This window comes from Acinetobacter sp. Marseille-Q1618, assembly GCF_902809855.1.
Taxonomy (GTDB): Bacteria; Pseudomonadota; Gammaproteobacteria; order Pseudomonadales; family Moraxellaceae; genus Acinetobacter.
Genome location: NZ_CADDWJ010000001.1, coordinates 674,630 through 700,529 on the forward strand (window position 1 = coordinate 674,630; position 25,900 = coordinate 700,529).

The 25,900-nt window shown below is 36.9% G+C and carries 23 protein-coding genes; 12 read left to right on the forward strand and 11 right to left on the reverse strand.

What is annotated here, in order from left to right:
• Positions 1 to 7 precede the first annotated feature (7 nt).
• The 3 genes from HUS24_RS03085 to yddG all read right to left on the reverse strand — a co-directional run bounded on the left by HUS24_RS03085 (position 8) and on the right by yddG (position 2,697).
• Positions 8 to 1,432, reverse strand: coding sequence for a PLP-dependent aminotransferase family protein (locus HUS24_RS03085; protein WP_173910575.1), 1,425 nt, complete (start codon positions 1,430 to 1,432; stop codon positions 8 to 10).
• 14 nt (positions 1,433 to 1,446) lie between these two features.
• Positions 1,447 to 1,608 (reverse strand): hypothetical protein, encoded by a 162-nt coding sequence (locus HUS24_RS03090; protein WP_173910576.1) that lies wholly within the window; start codon positions 1,606 to 1,608, stop codon positions 1,447 to 1,449.
• 162 nt (positions 1,609 to 1,770) lie between these two features.
• Positions 1,771 to 2,697: an aromatic amino acid DMT transporter YddG gene (yddG, locus tag HUS24_RS03095; RefSeq protein WP_173910577.1), complete on the reverse strand. Its 927-nt coding sequence runs from the start codon at positions 2,695 to 2,697 to the stop codon at positions 1,771 to 1,773.
• Positions 2,698 to 2,980: 283 nt separating this feature from the next.
• Here yddG and HUS24_RS03100 point away from each other — a divergent pair, with 283 nt between their 5' ends.
• Positions 2,981 to 3,868 (forward strand): DMT family transporter, encoded by an 888-nt coding sequence (locus HUS24_RS03100; RefSeq protein WP_173910578.1) that lies wholly within the window; start codon positions 2,981 to 2,983, stop codon positions 3,866 to 3,868.
• A gap of 179 nt (positions 3,869 to 4,047) precedes the next feature.
• On the opposite strand, the gene HUS24_RS03105 is transcribed toward HUS24_RS03100, so the two are convergent.
• A complete protein-coding gene (locus HUS24_RS03105) occupies positions 4,048 to 5,421 on the reverse strand; it encodes an ATP-binding protein (RefSeq protein WP_173910579.1) in 1,374 nt (457 codons plus the stop codon).
• Entirely contained in the window at positions 5,418 to 6,101 is a 684-nt protein-coding gene (locus tag HUS24_RS03110) for a response regulator transcription factor (protein WP_173910580.1), read from the reverse strand. The genes HUS24_RS03105 and HUS24_RS03110 overlap by 4 nt, the downstream gene beginning before the upstream one ends.
• 110 nt (positions 6,102 to 6,211) lie before the next feature.
• Between HUS24_RS03110 and dsbD the strand changes: the two genes are divergently transcribed.
• From dsbD to dsbG, 3 genes are read left to right on the forward strand one after another with little or no spacing between them, the layout of a single operon-like run.
• The gene (dsbD, locus tag HUS24_RS03115) at positions 6,212 to 8,158 is read left to right on the forward strand and encodes a protein-disulfide reductase DsbD (protein ID WP_173910581.1); all 1,947 of its coding nucleotides are present in this window, start codon (positions 6,212 to 6,214) and stop codon (positions 8,156 to 8,158) included.
• Positions 8,155 to 8,994 carry a TlpA disulfide reductase family protein gene (locus HUS24_RS03120; protein WP_173910582.1) on the forward strand — a complete coding sequence of 280 codons (840 nt, stop codon included), beginning with the start codon at positions 8,155 to 8,157 and terminating at the stop codon, positions 8,992 to 8,994. Before dsbD ends, HUS24_RS03120 begins: the two co-directional genes overlap by 4 nt.
• A 56-nt stretch (positions 8,995 to 9,050) precedes the next feature.
• On the forward strand, positions 9,051 to 9,761 hold the full coding sequence (gene dsbG / locus HUS24_RS03125; protein WP_254433824.1) for a thiol:disulfide interchange protein DsbG: 711 nt from the start codon (positions 9,051 to 9,053) through the stop codon (positions 9,759 to 9,761).
• Between the two features lie 290 nt (positions 9,762 to 10,051).
• On the opposite strand, the gene HUS24_RS03130 is transcribed toward dsbG, so the two are convergent.
• The gene (locus HUS24_RS03130; RefSeq protein WP_173910583.1) at positions 10,052 to 10,942 is read right to left on the reverse strand and encodes a LysR family transcriptional regulator; all 891 of its coding nucleotides are present in this window, start codon (positions 10,940 to 10,942) and stop codon (positions 10,052 to 10,054) included.
• Between the two features lie 174 nt (positions 10,943 to 11,116).
• On the opposite strand from HUS24_RS03130, the gene HUS24_RS03135 reads away from it, so the two are divergent.
• From HUS24_RS03135 to HUS24_RS03160, 6 genes are all read left to right on the forward strand, one after another.
• A complete protein-coding gene (locus tag HUS24_RS03135) occupies positions 11,117 to 12,634 on the forward strand; it encodes a CoA-acylating methylmalonate-semialdehyde dehydrogenase (RefSeq protein WP_173910584.1) in 1,518 nt (505 codons plus the stop codon).
• Positions 12,635 to 12,668: 34 nt separating this feature from the next.
• The gene (mmsB, locus tag HUS24_RS03140) at positions 12,669 to 13,559 is read left to right on the forward strand and encodes a 3-hydroxyisobutyrate dehydrogenase (protein WP_173910585.1); all 891 of its coding nucleotides are present in this window, start codon (positions 12,669 to 12,671) and stop codon (positions 13,557 to 13,559) included.
• A gap of 86 nt (positions 13,560 to 13,645) precedes the next feature.
• Positions 13,646 to 15,304: an AMP-binding protein gene (locus HUS24_RS03145; RefSeq protein WP_173910587.1), complete on the forward strand. Its 1,659-nt coding sequence runs from the start codon at positions 13,646 to 13,648 to the stop codon at positions 15,302 to 15,304.
• Between the two features lie 111 nt (positions 15,305 to 15,415).
• Entirely contained in the window at positions 15,416 to 16,543 is a 1,128-nt protein-coding gene (locus HUS24_RS03150) for an acyl-CoA dehydrogenase family protein (protein WP_173910588.1), read from the forward strand.
• Positions 16,544 to 16,593: 50 nt separating this feature from the next.
• Positions 16,594 to 17,367 (forward strand): enoyl-CoA hydratase, encoded by a 774-nt coding sequence (locus HUS24_RS03155; protein WP_173910589.1) that lies wholly within the window; start codon positions 16,594 to 16,596, stop codon positions 17,365 to 17,367.
• Between the two features lie 10 nt (positions 17,368 to 17,377).
• Positions 17,378 to 18,427 carry an enoyl-CoA hydratase/isomerase family protein gene (locus HUS24_RS03160; protein WP_173911385.1) on the forward strand — a complete coding sequence of 350 codons (1,050 nt, stop codon included), beginning with the start codon at positions 17,378 to 17,380 and terminating at the stop codon, positions 18,425 to 18,427.
• A 52-nt stretch (positions 18,428 to 18,479) separates the two neighbouring features.
• On the opposite strand, the gene HUS24_RS03165 is transcribed toward HUS24_RS03160, so the two are convergent.
• Together HUS24_RS03165 and HUS24_RS03170 are read right to left on the reverse strand one after the other, a co-directional pair.
• Complete coding sequence (locus tag HUS24_RS03165) at positions 18,480 to 19,520, reverse strand: LD-carboxypeptidase (RefSeq protein WP_173910590.1); 1,041 nt, start codon at positions 19,518 to 19,520, stop codon at positions 18,480 to 18,482.
• Between the two features lie 198 nt (positions 19,521 to 19,718).
• On the reverse strand, positions 19,719 to 20,156 hold the full coding sequence (locus HUS24_RS03170) for a DUF2147 domain-containing protein (RefSeq protein ID WP_173910591.1): 438 nt from the start codon (positions 20,154 to 20,156) through the stop codon (positions 19,719 to 19,721).
• Between the two features lie 447 nt (positions 20,157 to 20,603).
• On the opposite strand from HUS24_RS03170, the gene HUS24_RS03175 reads away from it, so the two are divergent.
• Entirely contained in the window at positions 20,604 to 21,518 is a 915-nt protein-coding gene (locus HUS24_RS03175; protein WP_173910593.1) for a LysR family transcriptional regulator, read from the forward strand.
• A 251-nt stretch (positions 21,519 to 21,769) separates the two neighbouring features.
• The gene (locus HUS24_RS03180) at positions 21,770 to 22,759 is read left to right on the forward strand and encodes an AraC family transcriptional regulator (protein WP_173910594.1); all 990 of its coding nucleotides are present in this window, start codon (positions 21,770 to 21,772) and stop codon (positions 22,757 to 22,759) included.
• Positions 22,760 to 22,820: 61 nt separating this feature from the next.
• Here the strand turns inward: HUS24_RS03180 and HUS24_RS03185 are convergent, their stop codons facing one another.
• From HUS24_RS03185 to antB, 3 genes are all read right to left on the reverse strand, one after another.
• Complete coding sequence (locus tag HUS24_RS03185; protein ID WP_173910596.1) at positions 22,821 to 24,167, reverse strand: MFS transporter; 1,347 nt, start codon at positions 24,165 to 24,167, stop codon at positions 22,821 to 22,823.
• A 193-nt stretch (positions 24,168 to 24,360) separates the two neighbouring features.
• Positions 24,361 to 25,395 (reverse strand): anthranilate 1,2-dioxygenase electron transfer component AntC, encoded by a 1,035-nt coding sequence (antC, locus tag HUS24_RS03190; protein ID WP_173910598.1) that lies wholly within the window; start codon positions 25,393 to 25,395, stop codon positions 24,361 to 24,363.
• 11 nt (positions 25,396 to 25,406) lie between these two features.
• Entirely contained in the window at positions 25,407 to 25,898 is a 492-nt protein-coding gene (gene antB, locus HUS24_RS03195) for an anthranilate 1,2-dioxygenase small subunit (protein WP_173910600.1), read from the reverse strand.
• Positions 25,899 to 25,900: the final 2 nt, after the last annotated feature.

Consider the following 25,900-nt stretch of genomic DNA (forward strand, 5'->3'; position numbering starts at 1 on the left):
TAAGTAATTATTGCGCTTGCGTCTGATTGATTTTATTTTGAATACTGCGGATTAAACAATCTAGTCCATATTGAATATCTGTAGTCCATATAAATGAACAATTCAAGCGTAAATAATGCTGCTGTGAATTTAACATATTAAATAATTGACTGGGCGCTACATCAATATTTTGTTGAATAAGATCATGATAAATGTCCATACTATCGACAAAAATAGGGAGTTTAATCCAAAGAAAAAAACCACTGGCATAGGAAAAAATTTGGCATTGCTCAGGTAAATGCTGTTCTAGGTAGTGAAAAATTTGTTTTTTATTACGTTCTAAGTTGCGTCTGAGTTGACGTAAATGTTTTTCATAATGATGATGATGTAGAAACTCGACCAACGCATTTTGTAAAAGCGAGTTAGTTGAAATAGTGCTCATTAATTGTAAGTGCTGAATTTTATTTGAAAATTTACCTGCATGTACCCAGCCGACACGAAAATTTGCACCTAAAGTTTTCGAAAAAGAAGAGCAATGTAGTACCCAATTGTGCCGATCAAAATATTTTACGGAAAGCGGCTTTTTCTGTCCAAAATACAGCTCTTCATAAACATCATCTTCGATCAAATACACTTGATATTGCTGTAAAAGTTCAGCAATTATTTGTTTGGTTTCATCACTTGCTGTAAAGCCAATTGGGTTATGGCTATTCAGCATGAGCCAACAAACTTTAATTTGATAATTTTTTAAAATATGCTCAAAAGCATCGAGATCAATGCCTAAACGTGGGTGTTCAGGGACAGTAATGACTTTTAAACCTAACCTTTCAGCAGCCTGCCAAGCACCATAAAAAATGGTTTCTTGTAAAATGATATAATCTCCCGCCTGTGCTACTGCAGCCAAAGCCAAGTTTAAAGCATCTAAACATCCCGAAGTAATGACCAAATCGTCTGCGTGGCTTGGGATACCGTGTAGGCTATAACGTTGGGCAATAATTGTGCGCAGCTCTAAATTACCTGGTGGAAAGCTATCCACATGTAAATAGCTATTTTTCGAACGGGATAATTGCCCCATAATTTGAGCTAATTTTTGTGAATAAACCAACTCAGAGGATGGAAAGGCTGAGCCTAAGCCTAAATTTTCAGCCGCTTGAATAGATTTGAGGTATTTAAAAATTAGTGAGTTTATTTCAACTTGTGTGTTGATAGATACAATGGTTTGCGTATTTTTTGATTTTTCATTTAAAAAATCACTCACAAAATAACCTGATTTTTCTTTTGAATAAATTAAACCTTGTGCCTCCAACGCTTGATAGGCGTTCATAACCGTCATTAAGCTAAAACCAGAACGTTGAACTTGATCTCGTAAAGAGGGTAATTTTTCGTTTGGTTTTAGCGTACCATTTTCAATCAATTGTCGAAGATGTTGGGCTAATTGCTCAGATTTATACATAAAGACTCAAAACATTAATTTAAATAACTATGGTCTGCACCCACTGCAAAAATAACGCCAACACAAAATAAAGTACAGTAAATAAAAAACCACAGAATCATGCGCTTAAAAGCTTTATCAGAAATAGAGCTATCTGCATATTGTGGTGCTTTTTTTGAATCTTGATCGTGGTTCATGTGTTTGATCTCATTTCAGACTGTTTTTATAGTATGGAAAAGATCAAAATAAATCACTAGACACAGAACTGTACTAAAAAAATATAACAGATTAGTAATAATAACGAAATCTGTTATAGCAAATACTCATATATTGATAGGTTTGGAAATGCGGGTATTAACTTAAAATTGCAATTTTATGCTTTGAATTCGAGGTTTGATTTGCTCCCAACTGGTAGATATCCAACAAATCAGTGAACCTAAAGTGACTAGACAAACACCATGCCAAAATTCTAAAGAGAGTACAGTCTGTAAAATCAGCATTGAAAATAAAGTTGAAAATATTGGACTAAAATAAGAAAGTGTCACTAAAAAAGTGATATTTCCTTTGATAATTCCGATATTCCATGCGGCATAACCTAGAGCTGTAGCAAAACCTACAGCAAGCAAATAAGGTAAAACTTCAAGATTGATATGAGGTAATGTATCAACTGAATGTGTCATCAGCAGTTTTGTCCATAAAACCACACTGATCATGACAAAATATAATGCAATGGGGTTATGGCCTTGACTGTATTTTCGGGTAATTACACAATAAGTTGCCCATAAGATTGCGCCCATTAAAGCCAAAATATAGCTTATTGGGTTTGCCATAAAATGTGCCCACAATGTTGCTAAGGAAAATTGGTTATTGCCCGTTTGGATTAAAATTATTCCGCTCATGCTGACCATTAAACCGAAAACGACAAACACACTAAATTTTAATTCTTTAAAAATGATCAACATAACCACGGTTAAGCTGGGCCATAAGTAGTTAACTAAGCTGATTTCTATGGCTTGCTGGGGTGTCTGGGCAAGTGCAATTGCATAGGAGAAACACAATTCATAGACTAAAAATAATAACGACGCACCAATCAGATATTTTTTCGGAATGATTTTTAAGTTTGGAATTTTAAAAATAATCAATAAAATAACAGTGCTTAAGCTATACATCAGTGTAACAGCATAATCTGCACCCAGCAGGCTACTTAGTTTTTTTAATAATCCAACCAAAGATGACCATAGCAAAATAGCACTAAAGCCAAGAAGCGTAGCGAGATTTTTTGACATGACGTAGTACTACTTTTGCCTAAAAATTAAGGCATTTTTGAATGGAAAATTATGTGCATAGTATAGTGCTTTTAAAAGTAAATAGATGACGGATTTTAAGATAGAAAAGGCAGTCTTAAATGGATTATTTGAATATCTGGTAAATTTTTGGAATCTTAGCACTTTAAGATCACAACACTACAATCAAAGAAAAATTATCTAAACTTTCATGCAAAATCATATTTTGCTGATTGAAAGGTGTATATTCAAGTTTGTTTGAAATTTATCTTTAAAGTAAGGCTTTATGTCATCCATTTGGATTTTTTTTACGGTCATGGCTGCATTTATGCAAGCATGGCGCAATGCTTTTCAAAAGCAATTGAGTCTTACTGTTGATGTCTATGGCGTGACTTTAGCACGTTTTATTTTTGGACTTCCTTTTGCGATTTGCTATATTTTTATACTCTATCAGCAACAACCTTTGGCTCAACACGTTGATTTTACGCCACGTTATTGGCTGTATGTTATCATCGCAGGAATCAGTCAAATTGCTGCAACTGCATTAATGGTACAGTTATTTAAACAAAAAAATTATGCCATTGGCGTCGGCTTAGCTAAAAGTGAAGCCATTTTAGCTGCAATGATTGCGGTGATAGCTTTAAGTGAAAAATTAACTGTTTTGGGTTGGGTTGGTGTTGCTCTTGGTGGGGTTGCAGTATTTTTACTGAGTAACGGCAAGAAAAAGCAAGATATTTCATTACAAACTTTGTCGATTGGTATTGGCAGTGGACTGTGTTTTGCCATTACCTCATTGTTGGTTCGTGAAGCCAGTTTAGAGCTTGATACCTTGCCATATTTATACCGTGCAGCGTGGGTCTTGCTCAGCATTATCGGTTTTCAATGTTTATCCATGCTATTGTTTTTAAGCATTTTTAGCCGAAAAACTTTAGTGGCAATGTGGCATAAAATTGGATTGACTTTTAAAGTCAGTGTTTGTAGTTTTTTAGCTTCTTTGGGGTGGTTTACAGCGATGAGTATGCAGTCTGTCGCAATTGTGAAAACTTTGGGACAAATAGAAATACTGTTTAGCTTATTGATCTCGGTTTATTTCTTTAAAGAAAAATTAGCAAAAACTGAGCATTTGGGATTGATTCTGGTAGTGATTGCTGCAATTTTGGTGATTTGGGCATGAGAATATTTAGCTAAATATCGCTTAAATAAAACTTTCCCAGTGTTATCCCAAGATATATCCACAGATTTTGTGGATTTATTTTAAATATAACTAATTGAAATATATTTTAAAATTATATTTTTGTTGATTTTTTGAGCTTTATTTTTAAGTCTATGTACTATTTATCCATAACCAGAGAATTATTTCTTTTCATCTATATTTTCAGAAATAATAGCTTTTAAACCGTGTGGAAAATTATGCTCAAAAGTAATGTTGTGAGCATTTTTATTGAGCAGAATATTGACTAAAGCCAAACCTAAGCCATGACCTGTGTTTTGTGCAGATTTACGCCAAAAACGTTTGGTTAATAGCTGAAGATCTGTAGCATTTAAACCTATACCATTATCTTGAATAATCAAATGATTATTTTGCATAAAAATCTCAATAGTTGTATAAGATTGTGCATGTAAAAAGACATTTTCAATCAAATTTTTTAATACAATATACAAAGTAGAAGCAGGCAGTTTGAGTGTAGAAAGACTGTTCCAATCTATCTGTAGGCAGGTATTTGCTACTGAATATTTATGCTTTAACTCTTGAATAACCTGACTCAGCACCTCTGCAATATCTGCATTTTCATACTGCGAAGTGCTGTGTAATTCAGTCTTACTGAGTAGGAGTAATTGTTCCAATAATTGTTGATAACGTTGAATACTTTGATCAGCTTGTTGTAAATTTTGTGCAAGCTTAGAGTGCTGCTCGCCAGATTGTTGTAACATCAGCAAGCTGAGTTGCACATTGGTTTTAATGGCGGTTAGGGGACTGCGTAATTCGTGTGCTGCAAAGGCACTGAAACTTTTTTCATTTTCAAGACTTTCATGTAAGTTTTGAATGAGTTCGATCAGACTGTCGACAAAAGGTTGAATTTCAGTGGGAATATTTTGAGTTTTAAGTGCCAATAAATAACTTGCTGCTTCTGATAATTTTTGCTTTTTTTGTGTGACATGTTGTGCAATTTGATCTAGGGGCTGAAACTCAACTCGAATAATCCATAAAATCAGAAAAACACATAAAATTAAGGTGAAAATTAATGGTATCAGTACAGATTTTAAAATTTGCGCCAATAGCGTTGAGCGTAATTCTAATTTTTCAGCAGAAACGACCTGAATCTGCCCTTTTTTTAAAGTATAACTACGCCACTCAATCCCATGATCAACCCAAGTGCTAAAACCTGTATTTTGGCTACTTAAGTTATCTGGTGCATCTTGGGTACGTGCTATCACTTTTTGGTCTGTGGAAATATGTGAACTAAAAAATGAAACTTCACATGCAATGAGGTTCTGATTGGCATTTTCAGCATTCACAGACTCTAGAACATCAGGTAAATCATGCACGGGTAAATGTCGAATTAAACGATAAACCATTTGTGCCGAAGCAGAAAGGCGTTCATCTAAAGTTTGTTGTAATTGTTTTTGTAAATCATAGTATAACCAGCAAAAAACCATCGACCAAAGCAGAATAAAAACTATCAATAAGGTCGAAACTAAACGCCATTTTAAACTATAGCTTTTCATGATTTTTCTTCTAGTTGCTCAGAGGGTACTTTTAAAATATAGCCAACACCACGCACCGTTTGGATTAAATCAGGATGGGTTTTTTGGCGTAAATGATGGATATGTACATTAATGGCATTACTTTCAATACTGTCTTGGAAGCCATAAGTTTTATCAATTAATTGTTCTGTTTTTAGCACTTGATTTGGGTAGAGCATAAAAGTTTCAAGCAGGCTATATTCTCGTCGTGATAGATTTAAAACTTGTTGTTGATAGTAGGCTTGTTGCGTATCTTGGTTAATTTCTAAATCCGCAATACTCAAAACATTAGAAGAATAACCTCGATGACGCCGAGTTAAGGCATGAATTCGAGCGATAAGTTCAGTTAAATCAAAAGGTTTGGTTAAGTAGTCATCTGCACCAGCATTTAAAGCGTCGACACATTGTTGGGTTTGATTACGTGCGGTGAGAACGAGCACTGGCACATGTAGTTGATCTTTACGCCATGAGGCAAGCAGTTCTAAGCCATCTTGATCAGGCAAACCTAAATCAAGTAAACACAAATCCACCGCAGTTTTTCGAATGAAGTAATCCGCAGCTTGGGCTGTGTCGACATGCTCAATTGAAATATTTAAATAATCCAGCGCAGCAACGATGCTTTGTGCAATATAAGGATCATCTTCCACCAACACGACAAACATAAATACTCCTCTGATAATGTTGATATTTTACAAAGAAAAACAAGTCTTAATGTTCTCTTAACCCTTTTTCGATGATAATGCATTTAGTCACATTATTTAGATTGATTGATATGTTTATCAAAACCTTAACAGGTGTCGTACTGAGCTTGGCTTCGACAGCTATTTTTGCGAATGAGGATTTCTTACCCCCAGATCAAGCTTTTAAATTTCAGGCACATTCTATTTCACAACAACAAGCTGAACTGAATTGGCAGGTTGCGCCCCATTATTATTTATACCATGACCAATTTAAAGTCAGTGTAGCGCAAAAAGAGTTAGCACTAAAATTACCCAAAGGGCATGAAAAAGATGATCCAACCTTTGGTAAGACCAATGTGCATTATAATCAAGTTACAACAACGATCAATGTTAAACCAAATCAAAAATATAATGTGCAATGGCAGGGCTGTTCTGAGGATGGTTTGTGCTATCCATTGCAACATACCACCATCCAAACTGATGCAGCAGGTTTATTACCACAACAAAAATTAGCTAAAGTTGGCGTGAATCCGTCTGAAAAGTTATTGGAAAATAATAATAATGCAAATGATCGTTTACTAAAAAATAAGGTTGTAGAAGATTCTGCGCTTATTCAAGAAAAATCATCTGATGTAGATGAAGCAAAAAATCTAAATCCTGAAAATACGCTTGCACAAGAAGAAGTATCTGCAAGCCAAGCACAAGCTATTGAACCAGTACAGTTAAATGCAACAACACCGAAAGCTGAGCAACAAACCGAATCCTTACAAAATGAATGGAACAATGATCAATTTTTCTTAAAATTACTGAGTCAGCAAAATATCTTTTTTAATATTTTCGTATTTTTAGCTTTAGGTGTTTTATTGGCTTTTTTACCGTGTTCTTTGCCTTTAATCCCAATTTTATCAGGTATTTTAGTGCAACGTAGTAAAGGTTATAAAGCCGCCGCTATAGTATCTACTTTCGTGATCTGTATGGCTTTGGTCTACGGGTTAATGGGCGTAGTCGTGTCACAACTCGGTTTCGGTATCCAGCGATGGTTTCAAAACCCAATATTTATCAGTATCTTTGCGATTTTATTCATAATATTTGCATTAAATTTATTTGGTTTATATCAACTGTCTTTACCTCGTGGATTATTGCAAAGCCTAGACAAGTTACAACAGCGTCAAAAAGGCGGAACGCTGGTCGGTGCAGGCATGATGGGTGCAATTTCAGCACTGATCGTGGGACCGTGTATGAGTGCGCCTTTGGCAGGGGCTTTGCTATATGTTTCACATCTTGAACAGCCGTTATTTGGTGGTTTTTATTTATTTTTACTGGGTTTAGGAATTGGGATTCCGCTGTTCATTGCCAGTGTATTTGGTGCGAAATATTTACCAAAACCAGGTTTGTGGATGGATCGACTCAAATTTAGTTTTGGCTTTGTTATGTTGGCAATGGCGGTTTATTTTGCTCGCCCATTACTGCCTACCAGCATTTATTACGCTTTATTTGCAGTTTTATTTTTTGCATTGGCACTCTATTTGATTGTGATTATTCGCCATGTGATGAACTTTTCTTATAAATTGCTAATTTTATTGATTGTTGTTGGTGTGATAAGCGGAGGTGTTTGGCAAACTCGTCAAGCCATTCAACAATTTAATGCCATAGAAAAAGTAGAAAATTTAAATGCTTGGATTAAAGTCACCAATGCACAGCAACTTGAACACGCTTTAGCTGAAAATACACAAAAACCAATTATTATTGATGTGTATGCAGATTGGTGTGTGGCATGCCAACCAATTGAAAAAGAAGTCTTCCCGCGAGCAGATGTACAAGCTGCTTTGCAAGATGTGGTACGCATCAAACTTGATTTGACGCACCCTGAAGCTTCGCAAGATGCGTTATTGAAAAAATGGCAAATCTTAGGTCCACCAACCATGATTTTCTTAAATTCCCAACAGCAAGAAATGCGTGATTTACGTTTAACAGGTACATTTACAGCAGCACAATTTTTGCAAAAACTTGCACAGTTAAAACAAGAGAGTGGACAATGATTTCTGCTGAAGCGATCCATTTAGGTCCTTTTATGCTGCCATTTCCATTGCTTTTGGTGCTTTTAGGTTTAATCGTTGTCTATGTTGTCGGCAAGATTTTAAACAAAAAACAGCAATGGTCAGCGCAAACTTGGCAGACTTTTTCTGATTCTTTATGGACAACGTTGTGGGTGGATTTGATTGCAGCACGATTGGTTTTTGTGTTGTTGAATCTAGAGGTATATTTGGCATCGCCCATCGACATTATCAAGGTTCAAGACAAAGGCTTCCATTTATATGGTGGTGTAATTGCAGGTGTGGCATGGTTTTTATGGAAAAATCGAGCATTTAAACTGGAAAATAAAGTCATTTTTGTGACTTTTTTCACTTTAATTTGCGCATTCAGTCTAGCTTTAAAACAGTGGCAGAAGCCACAAAGTTTTTATCCTAATATGCAGTTTAGTAGCCTTGAACAGCAACAAATTCCATTAAAACAATTTGTGGGTAAACCGACTGTAGTGAATCTTTGGGCAAGTTGGTGTCCGCCGTGTCATCGGGAAATGCCTGTTTTGGCTCAAGCACAAAAAGATTTTCAACAATTTAACTTTGTCATGCTGAATCAAGGTGAAAGTAGTGAAAAGGTTCAAGGTTATTTAAATAAAAATCAATTTTCTTTTCAACATGTATTACTAGATACACAAGGCGAATTTGCTAAAGAAATGAAAATGTTTGGTTTGCCAAGTACGCTATTTTTCAATGCACAAGGACAATTGGTCGATAGACACATGGGCGAACTTTCTCCTGCCATGTTGCAACAATACTTAAAGAAAATTTCCAATTCTGATCATTTAAAATAGGTGACATTATGCTAAATATGGGTTACTTCTCACGAAAAATTGCTTTAACTTTATGTATGTTAGGTGGTGCAAGTTCAGGCTTTGCACTGACACCATTGCAACAACAAATTGCCAAAGAAGGTTTTGAATTTGTCAAAGAAATTCCTGCGCCTGCCAATATGACAGGTTGGGCGGGACATAAAGAGCAATATCCTGCAACCGTATTTATTTCCAACGATCAAAAATATTACATCGTGGGTGATCTATATAATGCCAAAGGTGAAAATTTATCGGTGGATGCTTTAAATACTCATGTCAAAGATGCAGTTTTGGATGATGTATGGAAATCACTGGAAAAATCAACCTATATTCAAGATGGTAAAAAGGATGCACCTCGTATCATCTATGTATTTTCTGATCCAAACTGCCCGTATTGTCATCAGTTTTGGCAAAAAGCACGTCCTTGGGTTGAGTCAGGTAAAGTTCAATTACGTCATATCCAAGTTGCTGTGATCCGTAAAGAAAGTCGTGGTCAAGTGGCAACTTTATTAACCTCTAAAAATCCTGAGCAAGTATTTAGTCAACTGAATTTAAAATCGGGAGATCAATCTTTAAAACCAATGCAAAATATTCCTGCTGAGATTGCGGCAAAAATTGATGCCAACCAAGAGTTGATGGATAAATATGGATTTTTTGCAACACCTGCGGTAATTTGGAAAAGTCAGCAAGGCGAGTTTAAATCGACCCAAGGTATGCCGAAAGATTTAAAAGAAGTGTTTGAAAAATAGTTTTCGAGTTGTTAATTATTTTATAAATCTAGTGAATAAGACCTTGATTTAGTAATGCTGATTAATTAAGCAAAATTATTGTATAGATTCCAAAAATCTCCTCCTAATCCTGAGCCTTATGGCATAAAGGAAAAAGTGAATTTATTGCAATTCAAATGATTTTTAGTAATCTTACCTAGCAATGCTCTTCATTTCGCCTGAAAGAAGAGGACTAAAGAGAATTTAAAAACCTTAACAAGATTGCATTATTAAATTCAGGATCTTATTCAAGTCGTTTAAAAAATAAAAACTCAATCCATCAATAAATGTTGGTATTCATCTGCTTGTTTGCGTAAAAAATCCCACACCAATTTAATCCGTGGCTCATGCTGCAAATCCACCAAAGTTAGCATCCAAAAAGTATGTACAAAACGCACTTCAGCACTTAGAACTTGTTCAAGCTCGGGTTTTTCTTCAGCTAAAAATTTGGGCAATATTGCCAATCCTGCATCTGCACAAACAGCAATTTGTTGTGCCAAAATACTGCTACTTCTAAAATTGGCATTCAGTTGCAAAGGGATTCGCTCTAGGCAATACAATTCAGGACTGTAGACTAAATCATCAATATAATTAACAAAGCGATGCTGTTTTAAATCCTCAAGTTTATGAATAGGTTGTGAGTTATTTAAATAGTTTTTACTGCCATAAATTTTTAAACAATAATCGCTTAATCGCGTAATGATATACGGACCAGATTTAGGTCGATCAATCGAAATCACAATGTCTGCTTCACGATGTGACAGCTTAATCATTTTCGGAACAGGAATTAAATCAATGGTTAAAAGTGGATATTGTTTGGACAGTTCTGCCAAGAGTTTGGTTAAAAATGCTGTACCAAATCCTTCAGGTGTGCCAATTCGCACACGTCCTTGTAAAGGTTGATGTGGTTTCTCAATTTGTAAAAAAGCGTGCTCCATTTGTTCAACACGAGGAACAAGTGCCAAACCTTCCTGAGTTAGTTCATAACCTGTGGCTTCACGTTTAAATAGCGGTGTCCCTAAAGCTAGCTCTAAAGCTTGTATTCTGCGAGAAACGGTACTGTGTTCAACCCCAATCAAACGGGCTGCATTGGTCAACGTCTTGGCACGTGCCAAAACTAAAAAGTATTGTAAATGGTCCCAATCTACTTTATCGACTTTCATTATTGCTGTTCTTCCCTGTGCATATTTGCACAACTATCGTGCATGAATTTCTATTGGTCGTCAAAAAATTCTTTGCTAGTCTGATTTGAAACAGGAATTTAGAAAATACGGCTTTTGGTTCTCATTGTATTTTCAACTGCTGCAACAACAAAAAATACAACCTATGGAGAGGTTATGAACACAATGTCAAATATTCAGTCAACGACAGCAAAGCTATTGATTAATGGTCAGTTTGTAGAGTCAAAAACACAAGATTGGCAAGACATTGTCAACCCAGCGACACAAGAGGTTTTAGGTCGTGTGCCAATGGCGACTTTGGATGAAGTTGATGCTGCTATTGCTGCTGCACAAGACGCATTTAAGACTTGGCGTTTAACTCCAATCCAAGCACGTATGCGTATCATGTTGAAGTTGCAAGATTTGATTCGTGACAACATGAAAGAGATTGCAAAAGTTCTCACCGCAGAACAAGGCAAGACTTTAGCGGATGCAGAAGGTGATATTCAACGTGGTTTAGAAGTGGTTGAGCATGCCTGTTCGGTGGGTACTTTGCAAATGGGCGAGTATATCGAAGGTGTGGCGCGTGGTGTAGATACCTATACTTTACAGCAACCACTTGGCGTGTGCGCAGGTATTACTCCATTTAACTTTCCAGCGATGATTCCACTGTGGATGTTCCCAATGGCGATTGTCTGTGGCAATACTTTTGTACTGAAACCTTCTGAGCAAGATCCATTGTCAACCATGATGTTGGTTGAACTGGCGGTACAAGCAGGTGTTCCAGCAGGTGTGCTCAATGTGGTGCATGGTGGTAAAGAGGTGGTTGATCGTCTATGTACTCATCAAGACATTAAAGCGATTTCATTTGTCGGTTCAACGGCTGTGGGTACACATGTCTATAACCTTGCAGGACAACATGGCAAACGTGTTCAATCCATGATGGGCGCAAAAAACCATGTGGTGGTGATGCCAGATGCCAATAAAGAACAAACCTTAAATGCCTTAGTTGGTGCAGCATTTGGTGCTGCAGGTCAGCGTTGTATGGCGCTTTCAGTCGCAGTCATGGTCGGTGAAAGCAAAAATTGGGTCAATGAACTAGTCGAAAAAGCCAAAACTTTAAAAGTGAATGCAGGGCATGAGCCAAATACCGATATTGGTCCAGTGATTTCTCCACGTGCCAAAGCCCGTGTGATGGATTTGATCAATAGCGGTGTAGAGCAAGGTGCTGAGTTGTTACTTGATGGGCGTGATGTGCAAGTAGTGGGCTATGAAAAGGGTAACTTTGTCGGCGCAACGGTATTTAACAATGTCAAAACCGACATGCGCATTTATAAAGAAGAAATCTTTGGTCCAGTCTTAGCAATTATCAATGTAGACACTTTAGATGAAGCGATTGAGCTGATTAATGCCAATCCATTTGGAAATGGTGTTGGTCTATTTACCCAAAGTGGTGCAGTGGCACGTACCTTCCAAAATACCATTGATATTGGTCAAGTGGGGATTAACATTCCAATTCCTGTACCTGTGCCATTCTTTAGTTTTACAGGCTCACGAGGTTCAAAACTGGGTGATCTAGGTCCTTATGGGAAACAAGCGGTACAGTTCTATACACAAACCAAAACCATTACCAGCCGTTGGTTTGAAGATACCCAAGAAAAAGGTGAAGTGAATACCACGATTAACCTTCGTTAATACCAATAGATAATAAAAATACAGGAGTTCAAGGATGAATATTGCTTTTATCGGTTTGGGTAATATGGGCGGTAAAATGGCGCAAAACCTACTTAAAGCAGGTTTGAAAGTCATGGGATTTGATTTGAGTGAAGTCGCGATTCAGCACTTCACAGAAGCAGGTGGCATTTCCTGTGAAAGTCCACAAGCCGCTGCTAAAGATGCTGATATCGTGATTAGCATGTTGCCCGCTGCTAAGCATGTGAAAGAGGTGTATTTGGGTGAAAATGGCGTTTTATCAGTCCTTAAAGCAGGTAGCTTATGTATTGATAGCAGTACCATTGACCCACAAACGATCAAAGACATTGCTGCGGTTGGCGCTGAAAAAGGTATTAAAATCTGTGATGCGCCTGTATCAGGCGGAACCATTGGCGCGCAAGCTGGTACTTTGACCTTTATGGTCGGTAGCGATGATGCCGTATTTGAACAAGCTAAGACTGTTTTACAACACATGGGTAAAAACATTGTGCATTGTGGTGATGTGGGTGCAGGTCAAATTGCCAAAATTTGTAATAACTTAATTTTAGGTATTTCAATGGCTGCGGTGGCTGAAGGCATGGCACTTGGTGCAAAACTTGGCATTGATCCACAAGCACTTGCAGGTGTGGTGAATAGCTCAAGTGGTCGCTGTTGGAGTTCTGATGTGTGTAATCCATGGCCGGGTATTTCTGCCAATGCACCAGCAGGACGTGGTTATACCGATGGCTTTGCCACTCAACTGATGTTGAAAGATTTAGGCTTAGCGATCGAAGCCGCAGGGCAAGCCAAACAGCCTATTCTTCTCGGTGGTTTAGTCCAACAGATGTATCAGCAGTTATGTATGCAAGGCAATGCACACTTAGATTTCTCAAGCATTATTCAACAATATTTACCTCAAGAAAGTTAAGCTTTTAGCTTTCTTGAATTGCCTATGGATGGCAAATACGCATTAGCCGTGTCATGAATAACAAAAAATCTAGACGGAGTTAGAAAATGTTGAACTATCAGGATGTAGCAACAGCATTTGATTTGGATCATGCTGCAAAAGAAATGTTAACAGGCAGTTTAGAACAGCTCAATGCCAGTTATGAATGTTGTGATCGCCATGCCGAAGCCGATCCAAATAAAGTTGCGCTGTATTGGCAAGGCAAAGATGGACGTAAAGAACAATATACCTTTAGTCAACTGAAAACATGGTCAAATCAATTTGCCAATTTTCTTAAATCACAAGGTGTAGAAAAAGGCGATCGTGTTTCAGGCTTATTGCCAAGAACTGTAGAGCTGTTGGTGGTGATTTTGGGCGCTTGGCGCATTGGTGCTGTGTATCAACCCTTGTTTACTGCCTTTGGTCCAAAAGCGATTGAACATCGTGTGCAATTGGCAAAAAGTAAATTGGTCATTTCAGATGTGGGTAATCGCAGCAAACTTGATGAAGTTGCAGATTGTCCGCAAATTGTGACAGTAGCAGATCGTGAAGGGAATGGGGTTCAGCAAGGTGATTTAAACTTTTGGGATGTGGTGAATGCACAATCTGATCAATGTGAATTGGTTATGCAAGACATTCAATCACCATTTTTACTGATGTTTACCTCAGGGACTACAGGGCCAGCAAAACCGCTTGAAGTACCATTAAAAGCGTTGATTGCTTTTGGTTACTATATGCAAAATGCGATTGGCTTAACAGCGCAAGATTCTTTTTGGAATATCGCTGATCCCGGTTGGGCATATGGTTTGTACTATGGCATCACAGGGCCACTTTTATTAGGTCATGCGACTTTATTTTATGAAGGTGGTTTTAGTATTGATAGCTTGTGTCAGATTGTCGATGATTATCAAATCACTAATTTGGCAGGCGCGCCTACCGCATATCGGATGATGATGGCGGCTGATCCACAGCAAATGCAACAGCTTAAAGGTAAATTCCGTGTGGTCAGTAGTGCAGGTGAACCCTTAAATCCAGAAGTCTTTCGTTGGTTTAAACACGTCTTAGATGCCCCGATTTTTGATCACTATGGGCAAACTGAAGTGGGCATGGTGGTCTGTAATCATCATGGATTAAGTCATGATGTCAAAGCGGGTTCAGCAGGTTTTGCAAGTCCGGGCTATCGTGTGGCAGTGGTTGATGAAGCAGGAAATGAGCTTCCAGCGGATACACCGGGAATCTTAGCAGTGGATATTGAAAAATCACCGATGATGTGGTTTGGAGGTTATAAAGAAAGTCGTAAGTCGCCGTTTGTTAAACACTATTATTTGACAGGTGATACAGCTGAGCTACATGCAGATGGGAGTATGAGCTTTGTTGGGCGTAGTGATGATGTCATTACAACATCAGGCTATCGTATCGGCCCATTTGATGTAGAAAGTGCTTTACTTGAACATGATGCGGTGATTGAAGCAGCGGTGGTCGGTGTACCTGACCCTGAACGAACCGAGATCGTCAAAGCTTTTGTGATTTTAGCTGAAGGTACAAATGCATCTAATGAATTGGCTGAGCAATTGGGGCAGTTTGTCAAGAAACGGCTTTCAGCGCATGCTTACCCACGCCAAGTTGAATTTGTCACGGAGTTACCGAAAACGCCAAGTGGTAAGATTCAACGCTTTTTATTGCGTAATCAAGAAATTGCCAAGCAGGCGGCAAGTAAAGCCAGTTAAATGCACATACAATAAATATTGGACAGTATCAGACTTTCATCGTGTATTTAGCATGAAAACAATATGTTAAAAATTCATGGAAGTCTAAAAAATGATGTAAGGGAAAAAGAGATGCAATTTACCGAAGAACAATTGTTAATTCAGGATATGGCGAGAAGTTTCGCACAAGAACAAATTAAGCCGAATGCAGCCGAATGGGATCGAAATGGTACATTTCCCAAAGATGCATTGTCACAAATGGGACAATTGGGTTTTTTAGGTATGTTGATCTCAGATCAATGGGGTGGTTCTGATACAGGCAATCTTGCTTATGTATTGGCACTTGAGGAAATTGCAGCAGCAGATGGTGCGACCTCGACCATTATGAGTGTGCATAATTCTGTCGGTTGTGTGCCGATTGCCAAATTTGGTACAGATGCACAAAAAGAGAAATATTTAAAACCTTTGGCACAAGGTGAAATGATCGGTGCATTTGCTTTGACTGAACCGCACACAGGTTCAGATGCCGCAGCAATTAAAACCCGTGCAGTGAAAGAGGGTGATCATTGGGTGATCAATGGCGCAAAACAGTTTATTACTTCAGGACATAATGCAGGGGTAATTATTGTTTTTGCTGTGACCGATCCAAGCGCAGGCAAAAAAGGCATCAGTGCGTTTATTGTGCCACGCGATACGCAAGGTTATGAGGTGATTCGTACCGAAGAAAAACTCGGTCTGCATGCCTCTGATACTTGTCAGATAGCACTGACCGATGTACGTGTGCATGAAAGTCTGATGCTAGGTAAAGAAGGTGAAGGCTTAAAAATCGCCTTAGCCAATCTTGAAGGTGGTCGTATCGGCATTGCAGCACAAGCGGTAGGTTTAGCACGTGCAGCACTCGAAGAAGCAACGAAATATGCCAAAGAGCGAATTACCTTTGGTAAGCCAATTTTTGAACATCAGGCAGTCGCCTTTCGTTTAGCCAGTATGGCGACTGAAATCGAAGCAGCACGTCAGCTTGTGCATCATGCCGCACGTTTAAAAGAAGCAGGGCAACCGTGTTTAAATGAAGCATCCATGGCGAAACTATTTTCATCAGAAATGACGGAGCGTGTTTGCTCGGCAGCTTTACAAATTTTTGGTGGTTATGGTTATTTGAAAGATTTTCCGATTGAACGAATCTATCGTGATGCACGAATTTGCCAAATTTATGAAGGAACCAGTGATATTCAGCGTTTGGTAATTGCTCGTAGTTTATGATTTTATTTAAAAAAATACGAGATTGATGTTGAAAATTAAGGAATTTAAAAATGCAATTTGAAACGATTTTATTAGAGAAGAAAAATGGTGTCGGTCTAATCACTTTAAACCGACCTAAAGCACTCAACGCTTTAAACTCACAACTGATCAGTGAAGTGAATGCAGCACTGGATGATTTAGAACAAGATCAAAGTATTGGTTGTATGGTTCTCGCAGGATCAGAAAAAGCGTTTGCTGCGGGTGCAGACATTAAAGAAATGGCGAATTTAACGTTCCCGAATATTTATTTTGATGATTTTTTTCATTTGGCTGATCGCATTGCGCAGCGTCGTAAACCCTTAATTGCTGCGGTAAGTGGTTATGCGCTAGGTGGTGGTTGTGAACTGGCACTGATGTGTGATTTTATTTACTGTGCGGATAATGCCAAGTTTGGTTTACCTGAGGTCACTTTAGGGGTCATTCCAGGGATTGGTGGAACACAACGTTTGACCCTTGCAATTGGTAAAGCCAAAGCGATGGAAATGTGTTTGACTGCCCGTCAAATGGGTGCGGCAGAAGCGGAGCAATGTGGTTTAGTTGCACAAGTATTTAATAAAGATGAATTACTTAAACAGACTTTACAAACTGCCGAAAAAATTGCTGAAAGATCATTGACTGCGACCATGATGATCAAAGAATCAATTAATCGTGCCTTTGAAGTAAGTCTTGCAGAAGGTTTACGTTTTGAACGCCGTACATTCCACTCGATTTTTGCAACTTTAGACCAAAAAGAGGGCATGCAAGCTTTTGTAGAAAAACGCCCAGCCAACTTTAAAAATCAATAAGGAGGCGATGATGAGTACAGAAAATACTGTTCCAAATACTTCACAGAATAATTTGCAGATCGAGCAACAAGGTGCTTTGGGCATCATCAGTTTAGATCGAGTTGCCAGTTTAAATGCACTGTCTTTGGACATGATTCATGGTATCCAACTGCAACTCGAAACGTGGCAAAATAATGATGCGATTCAAGCAGTTTTGATCAGGTCGAATAGTCCAAAAGCATTTTGTGCAGGTGGGGATATTCGCTATCTCTATGATAGTTATAAAAATGGCAATGAAGATTACAAGGCATATTTTCAGTCTGAGTATGACATGTTGAATGCCATCCGTGCATATTTAAAACCTGTGATCGTCTTTTTAGATGGTTATGTTCTCGGTGGTGGTTTTGGTTTGGCACAAGCATGTCACATTATTGTCAGCAGTGAAAAGTCACGTTTTGCTATGCCTGAAACAGCGATTGGTTTCTTCCCAGATGTTGCGGCAACGCATTTCCTATCACGTTTAGATGATATAGGCGTGTATATGGCGACCACAGGTGATCAAATCAGTAGCAGTGACGCACTGTATTTAGACTTGATCGATTATCACGTACCAAGTGAAAAACTTGCCGAGTTGCAAACAGTACTGAGCCAACTAAATCCTTTGAATAAAGAGCAAATACAACAGGCGATTGCGCAATTTATTACGCATCCTGAACAGAGTCAACTGAGTTTAGTTTCTGAAAATATTCGTAAACATTTCGGCTTTGAAAGTTTAGAAGAAATTGAAAATAGTCTTGAAAATGAACAAGATGAAAAGTATCAGGAATGGGCAAGCAAAATTCTTGCTACTTTACAACAACGCTCGCTTACTGCCAAACAAGCCAGTTTAAAACTGCAACATATTGGACGTGGTTTGTCCTTACAACAATGTATGCAAATCGAGCGTGATTTACAGGATGTTTGGTTTGAACATGGTGACATCGTGGAAGGCGTGCGTGCGCTGATTGTAGATAAAGACAAACAACCGAAATGGCAACAATCAAGCCCAGTTTTAGATAAAATTCTAGCTGAATTGGGTTAATAATCTTGAAAATAACAACCGAGTTCAGGCAACTCGGTTTTTTATCTACGAATTACAATTTTTCTTGAAAAATCGAGCAATAATCAGAATCTTGTGGACAAGCAATATGTGCTTTTTCACCCAAAATAAACGGTTTATTGACTTTTCCATGTCCAAAATAAGGATAATAATACACAGGAATATGACTTTGTTCTGCAAAAGTACGAATCACCTCTTTATAAATTAAACGCTCACCATCATTGGTTTTACTTGGATAAAACTGCCCAAAAACAATAGCTTTGGGTTTAAAATCCTTCTTAAATAATATTTGATGTAATAAACGATCAAGCTGTTTATAAGTCACGCTGATATCTTCCAATAATAAAATTTGGTTGTCCCAAGAGCGTTCGTATTTAGTCGAAAATAAAGTTTGTACTAAAGTTAAATTACCACCTGTTAAAGTACCTTCGTAGAAATGCTGTTTGGCTGTACTATTTAAAGGTAAAAGACCTTGATAATGTACGCCATTTTGGATGGTTGTAAAAATTTCATTGACTACATCATTTTGATTTTCATCATGATTAATGAGATTACTTTTTAAAGTCGGGGACTCTAAAGATGCTGCTGTTGTATTTGGTACATTCATAATTTTACCCGTTGCTGCGGTTGTCCCATGAATACTTTTCCAACCAATTTCATTATTGATAAAATAATGAATCGCAGTAACATCACTAAAACCAATTAAAATTTTTGGTGTGCTTTGCTTGATTGGTGCAATCTCAGCGTGAAGCTTTGGCAATAAATTTAATGCACCCGAACCACCACGCACAAACCAAAGATATTTCACTTGATCATTCTTTAAAGCATGAATCAAATTTTTGGCACGTTCATGGTCAGTATTGACATAACCAAAGTCTGAGAGTTGTTGATTTAAATATTGGGTACTGACGTTAAACCCTTTATTTTGAAATGCTTGAGTGATTTTTGGAATATAGCTCTCATCATATGCAGATGAACTAGAAATAAGATAAATGGTGTCTTTGGCATGGGATGAAGAAATTGAAAAATAGAGTGAAATTGCCAGTGTTGATATAAATTTCAAACTTATTTTCATTGCAACGCATACCTAATTTTAAAAATATAATTGTAGGAAAGTTATTAACAAAGACCTAGCGTTATTGCAGAATCTAAACAAATTCATTGAGTTAAAAGCATTACACTCATTTAATTTTATGATAAAAACATTTACTAAAAAATAAGCCTTTAATTTATAAAGACTTATTTCTAGTAAATCGCACATTTAAGTAAAAGCTTAAGGCACTCTGTGCCATGTTTGTGAGCGACCAAGTGCAGATACGCCAATAAAACCACGACCTTTTAAAACTTGACCATTTTCCGATAAATTGGCATTAAATTTATAGGTTTTACCTGTTTGTGGATCAGTAATATGACCGCCCGTATATTTATTATGCCCAACGCTTTTTAAATTAGAAATAATATTTGCACCAATTAAAGGCTTGTTTTGATATTTACCCACACATTTTGTACATTTTTGTGCTTGGTTTGTTTCAAAAACTTTTTGAATATTTGCAGATAATGTTCCGTTACTATTTTCAGTAAATTTTACAATCGACATAGGTTTTTGAGTTTTATCATCAATGGTTTTCCATGATGTGCCATTCAAAGGATCGCTGGCATAACTTTGTACAGAAACCAATAATACAGTTAATACACCAAGATATTTTATCATGCTAAGCCTCATTAATATGATCTCTATCATAGTCAATCATACACAGTAAAAAATTAGTTTAACACTCTCACAGACTTATCCAATATGGACTGGAATTTGGCATAAAAAATGAAGACTTTGTGTTGTTTTTATTCATTTAAACTTTTTTGTTTTTATATCTAACTTAATGGTGCTTAGATTATAATTAAATAAAATGATTAAATTTAATTTATTGAAAATATGTAAATAAATCAATATTTTTTAACTTTATTAATTTATAAATGATCATTTAAATGAACGAAGTAAACAATAAAATCGAGTCACTTATTATTAATATGGGAAAAATTGAATCAAAATGCTGATTATTTAATCAAAAATAAATGAATTTTTATATTTAAATTCAGTTATTATTCAAGTGGAGTAAATGTAAATGGATTGATTTATTCAAATGCAATACAAGGGAATGTTATGGAGCTTAGACATTTAAAATATTTTGTTGCGGTGGTTGAACAGCAAAGTTTTACCAAAGCAGCGGAGAAATTATTTATTGCACAGCCACCACTCAGTCGACAAATACAAAATTTAGAATATGAATTAGGGATTCAACTTTTTGAAAGAGGAAGTCGTCCTTTAGTTACTACTGAAGCAGGGCATTTTTTCTATCAGCATGCTTTACATTTACTCAGTCAAGCAGATGAATTAAAACTGATGACCAGACGAATTGGTGTGATTGATCGAACCATTACTTTGAGTTTTGTGGGATCATTATTATTTGGTTATTTATCGAAAATCATTTTTTTATTTAAACAACGAAATGAACATTTAAAAATCGAATTGGTGGAAATGTCTTCGGTCGAGCAAATTCAAGCTTTGAAAGATGGACGAATTGATATCGGTTTTGGTCGTGTAGACATTCCAGACCCAGCCATTAAAAGAATACATTTAAGGGAAGAGCCTTTAGTCATCGCTATCCATGCAGGACATCCTTTAGCACACTTTAAGGAAGGAATATTCCTCAAAGATTTAGTGGAAGAAGATTTAATTTTTTATCCTAAAAATGATCAAATCAATTTTTCCACCCAAGTGCATGAATTATTTTCACAACAAGGTTTAACGCCTCAACATGTTCGCTATGTTCGTGAAATGGCATTGGCTTGTGGTTTTGCTGCGGCAGGCGATGGCATTGTAATTGTACCGAAAAGCGCTGAAAATATTCATTTAACAAATTTGAAATTCATCCCAATCTTAGATGAAAATGCTTTAAGTCACGTGGTTATGGCAGTTCGTGATATCGAATGTACGGATGATATTCAAGCATTTTTTGATTGTATTTATCAAGTTTATGATCTTGAAGGGATTGCTTATCAGCGTTTAGATGTATAGCTCTGATGTTGTATTACGCCGATTTCCAAAATATTGATTTACTCTATAAATATACCTTTTAAGTATGGTTTTATGACTTAAATATGCTTAACAATTATTATTTTTTAAGTTTTAATAAAGTAGACTATTTCTATCGGAAATTAAATTTTTAACATAACAAGATCAGCCAAAATGATGTTTTAAGCTATTTAAATGGATAAAAATTTTAAATAGTACATGGACGAGATAAACCTCAGCGAGGTGCAGGGAAAATGCAGTCATTTAGCCAACATACGGATTTAAAACATAATACTAAGCAAGCAGATTTTGCTCAAAACTTGATGTCGAGTATTTGTGGTGATCATCGTTTAGAAACGACGTATCGAGATACTTTGGATTTTCAATATGATGGTTTACGTTTGCCTAAAAAACAGATGACCATTGGTTGTATTCAATATGGTGCCAATGTTGCGATTAATATTGCAAACTTAAAAGCATATAGTATCAGTTTACCGATACATGGTCGTCAATCTTTAGCGATTCGCGGTGAACAATATCAATCAGATCAGCAGAGTGGATTGATCGTATCGAATAATGATTTTCAGGATTTATTTATTGATAAAGACTGTAAAAAATTTCAGGTGGTAATCCCTGAAAAGAGTATGCAATCGGTACTTGCAGATTTATTAAATCGCCCAATTAATGACAGTATTATTTTTAATCCAAGAATGGATTTGAATCACGATCAAATGATCGCAGCTTGGTGGTCAAATATTCAAAACTTTATGTTGGTTAAATCGCAATATATTGGATTTTATGGTTTACAAATGTTTTCTGAGGACTATGAAAACTTCCTAATAAAAGCACTACTCTTGTCCCAAGAAAATAATTTTTCGGCTGCACTACGGGATATAGCTCATCAAAATGAACCGCCTCATATTCGCAAAGTAAAACAGTTTTTAATTGAGCATGCCCATGAAAATATTACTGTTGAAATGATTTTAAATATTGCGAGTGTGTCTAAAACTAAGCTATATGAACAATTTCAACATCATTATGGCACCAGTCCAATGGCTTTTTTAAAGAAGTATCGTTTACAGCAGATTTATAAAGCCTTGTCATTAACCACAACCCAAGATGTTTCTATATCTACATTGGCATATCGTTGGGGGTTTACGCATTTAAGTCGGTTTTCTCAAGAATATCGTGATGAGTTTGGTGAAAATCCGAGTGAAACTAAGGCAAAATCTATACTAAATTAAAGTTTATTTTCTTATAAATAAGAACCTGTTATGCAAAAATAACAGGTTTTTTTTTAGGTGTTTATGCTAATTCACGTGAATTGATGCTGTGTTTATTCTTTGCTTTTTCGCCCATGACTTTCAAGCTGAGTGCAATGAAAGAGATTAACGTTGGAATTGCCAAGACATAGAAGATACCACTTAAGCTGAGTTCAAAAGTAAAGATCAGTGAGCCAAAGAAAGCACCTAAAATTGCCCCAACACGTCCAATACCATGCATCCATGACACGCCTACCGCACGACATGTTGACGGATAGAAGATTGCGGATAAAGGCAATAATGAAGATTGCGCACCAGCAAGTAAAGCACCAATCAAGAAAATGCTAATACCAAACAACAGAATATTTGAGCTAACAAAGCCAGTTAAAATAAACAGCAAGAATGCTAAGAAATACGAGTACTTAATCACATTGGTTGGATTCATTTTATCCATATAATATCCCATAACAGTTGCACCGATCACGCCACCGAATGGGAAAATTGCTGCAATTAAGCTGAATTGCTGTGTATTAAAACCTGCTGTTTTTAAAATAGTTGGCATCCAACTGGTCAAAAGATAAAACACCAATAAACTCATGAAGCAGCATAGCCATAACATGCTTGAACCCCATAGATATTTACCCAAGACTTGCTTTACAGGGCTTTCATCTGTGTTGTTACTTTCAGTTGCGGTTAATTTAAATTGCACATTTTCAGTAAATGGATGACCTTGAATTTTTTCCAGAATAGTTTGTGCTTGTGTATTATGGTTATTTTTGACTAAATATTGCGTAGATTCTGGCAGTTTTAAAATTAAAAATATCACTAAAATTACAGGAATAATTCCACCAATAATAATAACTTTTGCCCAACCTAAATTTTCTAGCAAAAAGGCTGAAAGTACACCACCACAAGAGATACCAAGCATAAAGCCACAACCTGCCAGTCCAGTGAGAAACGCTTTACGTTTGCTTGGCATATATTCAGATACGATGGTGCTGATGTTTGGCATCGCAGCACCCAAACCTACCCCTGTAATGAAACGATAAATCATGAGGTCATTGGTCGAGGTAGCAAAGCCACATAAGATGGTAAAAATTGCAAAAAGTAAGGTGGTGGTAACAATGACTTTTTTACGTCCAAATTTATCTGCCAGTGGTCCAGAAATGATCGCACCTATGGACATTCCTACTAAAGCTGCACTGAGTACAGGTGCTAGTTGTGGTTTACTGATGCTCCAATCATCCAATAATGAGGGTGCGACAAAGCCGATAATGCCTGTGTCTAATCCATCACAGAAAAAGACCAAAAATCCAAGCAAAAATACGAGCCACTGTAATGGCGAGAGTTTGTCACGATCTATGACGGTATTAACATCGATTGTTTGCATAATTATTCCCTTAATAATTGAAAATCGATTGTGTTGAGTGACTATGTTTGATGTTGCAAAAATATCCATACTATTGAGCGTGTTTTAGTAAAATTTCCATTTATTTAACTAAAATATATCTTTAAATATTTTCAAAAAGCGTTTGAGATTTCCTTCTTTGCAAAGCAGAAAATCTCATGAACATTGAAAGTTTTTAAGCTTTATTAACAGTATTACTCGATAAAAACTTTTCGCTATAAATCTTAAAGTTCGTTAAAGCTGTTGTGTCTAACCACGTTTTTACTGCTTCAATCATCGGCGGTGGACCACATAAATACATATCAAAGGCATTTTCAGCCAGTTGATCTTTATTTAAATGTTCGTGGATAAATCCAGTTTTTCCAGACCATGTTTCAGTCGCTTGGGTAACGATTGGGTGATAATTAAAATTGGCTATTTTCTGGGAATAAGCTTGTAAACGTTGTTGTTCACACAAATCAGCTTCTTTATTTACTCCATAATAAAGTTCGATTTTGGGTGGGTTAGGTTGCTCAGCAAAGTTGTCCAACATACCTAAAAATGCCGAAAGTCCTGTTCCACCTGCGATAAATACCAACGGTTTTTCAACTTCACGTAAATAGAAGCTACCTAATGGTGCTTCCATCACAATGCTTTGTCCGGCTTGGCAACGATCACGTAAGTAGTTACTCATCACACCATCAGGCAATAATCGAATTAAAAATTGCAGTTGATTATTTGCATTTGGACGATTGGCAAACGAATAAGAGCGCCATTCATCGGTATCTGGAATTTGCAAACGTGCATATTGTCCAGGTAAATACTGTAATTGCTGTGTATGACTGCTTGCATCTACGTGTAAAATTGCTGTGGTTTCAGATACGAGTTCAACTTGAGTGATCGTTGCAGCAATTTTTAAAGTATCGCCTGCATTACAAATATTTGAATCATGATCAAAGAAGAAAGCGGCATCTGATTGGACACGCGTTTGACAGGCTAACATTTTACGTTCAGCCAAATCACGTGTGCTGAGTGCTTCTTCATCGACATATTCTTGTTCATAAATACCAGTTTCGCATTGTCCCTGACAAGTTCCACACACACCTTCACGGCAGTCAAGTGGTAAGTTAATGCCTTGACGAATCGCAGCATCAAGCAATAATTCATCGTTATTCACAGAGATAAAAAAGGTTTTACCATCTGCAAAATTTAGTGCGACAGAATGTCCCATTTTAAAACTCCTTAAACATGATAGAAGTCTAAAACAGAATCAATTTTGTCATTCAGCAACACAGTATGTTGTTTGCGAATGCGGAAACTGTCTTCAGTTTGACGCAAAGTATAAGTGGCATGACCATAGAAACAGCCTTCCAAACCTTGACGATTATATAAGGTTTGCCAAACCACTTTAGCTTCGATCAAACCATCAGCCAATTCTTTAACACGAACATTGCTAATAAAATGTGCGGTGCGTGGCAGCGGTGTTGCAGATGCTGCCTTGCCAGTTTCGATACGGAAGACACGATCTTCTAAGCCTGTACGGTCTTCATAATAAATATAAGACATGCCTTGATTTGGATCCGTCACATAAGTATGGTCATCGATCCATTGGGGAATGTGATATTCACTGTCTTCATCGTACAGTTCTAAATAGTCATTCCATTGATAATTGTCGCAATATTCAGATTTTTGGTTTAAAAACTGAGTCACGGCAAAGGTTAATTGCATGTTCATAC